The 3,224-nt window shown below is 41.0% G+C and carries 3 protein-coding genes; all 3 read right to left on the bottom strand.

The window, feature by feature from the left end; all coding sequences use genetic code 11:
* Nucleotides 1–524 precede the first annotated feature (524 nt).
* Nucleotides 525–1,664, bottom strand: a complete 1,140-nt coding sequence (locus ABWY16_RS15670) for an acyl-CoA dehydrogenase (protein WP_353905592.1) — start codon at nt 1,662–1,664, stop codon at nt 525–527.
* Nucleotides 1,665–1,788: 124 nt separating this feature from the next.
* Nucleotides 1,789–2,139 (bottom strand): aspartate 1-decarboxylase, encoded by a 351-nt coding sequence (panD, locus tag ABWY16_RS15665; RefSeq protein WP_353905591.1) that lies wholly within the window; start codon nt 2,137–2,139, stop codon nt 1,789–1,791.
* Nucleotides 2,140–2,183: 44 nt separating this feature from the next.
* Nucleotides 2,184–3,023 carry a pantoate--beta-alanine ligase gene (gene panC, locus ABWY16_RS15660; RefSeq protein WP_353905590.1) on the bottom strand — a complete coding sequence of 280 codons (840 nt, stop codon included), beginning with the start codon at nt 3,021–3,023 and terminating at the stop codon, nt 2,184–2,186.
* Between the last annotated feature and the right edge of the window lie 201 nt (nt 3,024–3,224).

The following is a 3,224-nucleotide window of genomic DNA, read 5'->3' as shown; positions in this document are numbered from 1 at the left end:
AAGATCAATTTGCATATTTTCATAAATTGAATAAAACTTAATAAGTTAAGATATAACCCGTGCTCTCAAAAGAAAGCACGGTTTTTTTGTGCCTTGCCATATTCCTGGTCTTAGTTTAGTCGTAGTTTGCTGTAGGCAACTCTACCTAAATGGCACTATATTACCACTTTGACTCCACTGTTTTCAGCTAGTCAAAATCAGTGGAGTCATAGTGCTGTTTCTGTGGTGTTACTGTGGAGTATCCTATACCAAGCTACGAACAAAAATACTTCTAAAATCCCGATTGTCTTATTGTCTTATACGGATATCACTTGACACATTTAGGTCTAATAATTCATGTTATTCCTCGTTTTGCTTTACCTCATGTCTTTTATTGAAATCATTTTACAAAATTCAGGAATGAATATTATGTGCCTTTTAATAAAAAAAGGCAATTTAGGTTTCAATAAATGTTACTGAATTGGCTTGACACACCGCGTTGCGTGTCTGTGCTATGGGGTTTCAAGATAAAGAAAACACGCGCTTTACTTCAATATCTCCCGGGAGATTACAAGCTGCTGGATCTCAGAAGTCCCCTCATAAATTTGAGTTATCTTCGCATCTCTCATCAACCGCTCTACATGATACTCTTTAACAAAACCATAACCTCCGTGTATCTGGACAGCCTCAATGGTTACATCCATTGCTACTTTAGATGCGTATAGTTTTGCCATTGAACCTGCAAGAGTATAGGGCAGACCCTGATCTTTCAGCCATGCCGCCTTATATACCAGCAACCGGGCTGCCTCGATCTGAGTGGCCATATCTGCTAGTTTGAAGGCTATGGCCTGATGATCTGAAATAGGTTTGCCGAAAGACTTCCGCTGTTTTGAATACTCCAGGGCCAGTTCGTATGCCCCGGCCGCAATTCCCAATGCCTGAGCAGCAATACCTATACGGCCACCTTCCAGGGTTTTCATTGCAAATTTAAACCCAAATCCATCTTCCCCTATTCTGTTATCCTTGGGCACCTTCACATCATTGAACATAAGTGAATGTGTATCGGAGCCACGGATACCCATTTTATTCTCTTTAGGACCTATTGTGAAACCCTCAGTTCCTTTCTCTACAATAAAAGCATTGATACCTCTATGTTGAAGCTCCGGATTTGTTTGAGCAATGACAAGATATGTAGATGCAGTACCACCGTTGGTGATCCAGTTTTTTGTTCCGTTAAGTAAGTAATAATCGCCTTTATCTTCAGCTATTGTGTGTTGCGACGTAGCATCAGAGCCAGCCTCAGGTTCAGAAAGACAAAAGGCACCGATCACCTGGCCGGAAGCCAGCGGAACGAGATATTTTTCCTTTTGAAAGTCGGACCCAAAAGCTTCAAGCCCGTAACAAACCAAAGAATTATTAACTGATACCACTACAGAAGAAGAGGCGTCTATTTTCGACAGCTCTTCCATCACCAGTACATAGGAAAGTGCGTCAAGCCCGCTACCGCCAAATTTTTCAGACACCATCATTCCTAAAAAACCGAGTTCGCCCAGTTTTCTCACTTGTTCTGCAGGAAACTTTTGGTGTTCATCCCTTTCAATAACCCCGGGCTTAAGTTCATTTTGCGCAAAATCCCTTGCAGCCTGCTGGATCATCAGTTGTTCTTCGGTTAATTGAAATAGCATATCATTAATACTTTAAAAAATACATTTTACCAAATTTAGTATTTCCGAACCGGAAATACTATGAATGCATAGCATTTTTAAAAAAGCTTATTGCTAAAACGAAATTAACCAGAAAAAATAATGGCTATTTTAGAAGACGGTTATTATCGTCCGGAAATACCAGTACCGGATTGTATTTCTTTGCCTCTTCCACAGGAAGGGAGCCGTAAGACATAATAATTAAAATATCCCCCACCTGAACTAACCTTGCTGTTGCACCGTTCAAACATACCGTACCAGTTCCGCGCTCACCTTTAATGACATAGGTTTCAAACCTTGCTCCATTATTATTGTTAACGATCTGAACCTTTTCATTGGCTATGATCTGTGCAGCATCCATCAAGTCTTCATCGATAGTGATACTGCCAACATAATTCAATTCTGCCTGTGTTACCCTAACACGGTGTATTTTCGATTTTAATATCTCGATAATCATGAAGCAAAGTTAGATAAAGTTTGGTTGATTTGTGGCAAAGGTTGTCAGTTGAGGATCATGTTATCGATCAGGCGTGTTTCACCTACCTTTGCAGCGACCAGGGCAACAAGGTTTTTAACCTCCTTTGTGTGTTCAGGAAGCAGTGTTTCTGCGTCCGCGATGGTAAAATAATCAAGCTGTACGCCTTCGGTACCATTAATCATCTCTGTGGCCCTGGCAAGCAGCTCATCTATAGTATATGAATTGAAATTGTCCTGTACATATTGCAGTGCCCGGCTGAGTACAAGTGCATTCTCCCTGTCGGCAGCAGATAAATGGATATTCCTTGAACTCATGGCTAGTCCGTCCTCTTCCCTGATAATAGGGCAGGATATGATTTGTAAGCTCAGTCCAAAATAGGCCACCATATTGCGGATCATCAGCACCTGCTGAAAATCTTTCTGGCCAAAAAAAGCGAGGTCAGGATCTACCGCATCAAAAAGTTTTTTAACGATCTGCGTTACGCCCTGGTAATGTCCTTTTCTGAATTCCCCTTCCAGCAGAAACTCTGCATTTCCAAGGTCAATGTGCCATTGTTCAGGTGCAGGGTACATTTCTTTAACGGAGGGCATAAACACATAGTCGCACCCGGCTTCCTGTAACATTTCAATATCATGTTCAAGGGGGCGCGGGTATTTTTCAAGGTCTTTCGGGTCTGTAAATTGCGTGGGGTTCACAAAAATACTGCAGACTACTATATCCGCATTTTGCTGAGCGATCTTAATCAGAGAAACGTGTCCTTTGTGCAAAGCGCCCATTGTGGGCACCAGAGCAATTTTTTGTTGAGCCAATTTACGTGGCTGCAGCAACATTTTCAATGCTGCTATGGTATTTATAACTTCCAAACCGAGCTTTAATATTTTCGTGTGCAATTTGGGTATTTATATGATCCCAACAAAACATCGGGCCAAGATATTGATAAATTTGAATAAATTGCTTACCTTTGCCCCTTGATTATCTTTTCTTTAACATAAATATTTATTCACAAATATGGAGATGGCAAAAACGAAGCTACTGATTGTTACACACGAGATGTCGCCTTTCCT

Origin of the sequence: Pedobacter sp. (assembly GCF_040513095.1) — a bacterium.
Lineage (GTDB): Bacteria > Bacteroidota > Bacteroidia > Sphingobacteriales > Sphingobacteriaceae > Pedobacter.
The sequence above is the reverse complement of the archived record's forward strand: the minus strand, read 5'-3'. Positions and strand labels throughout refer to the sequence as shown.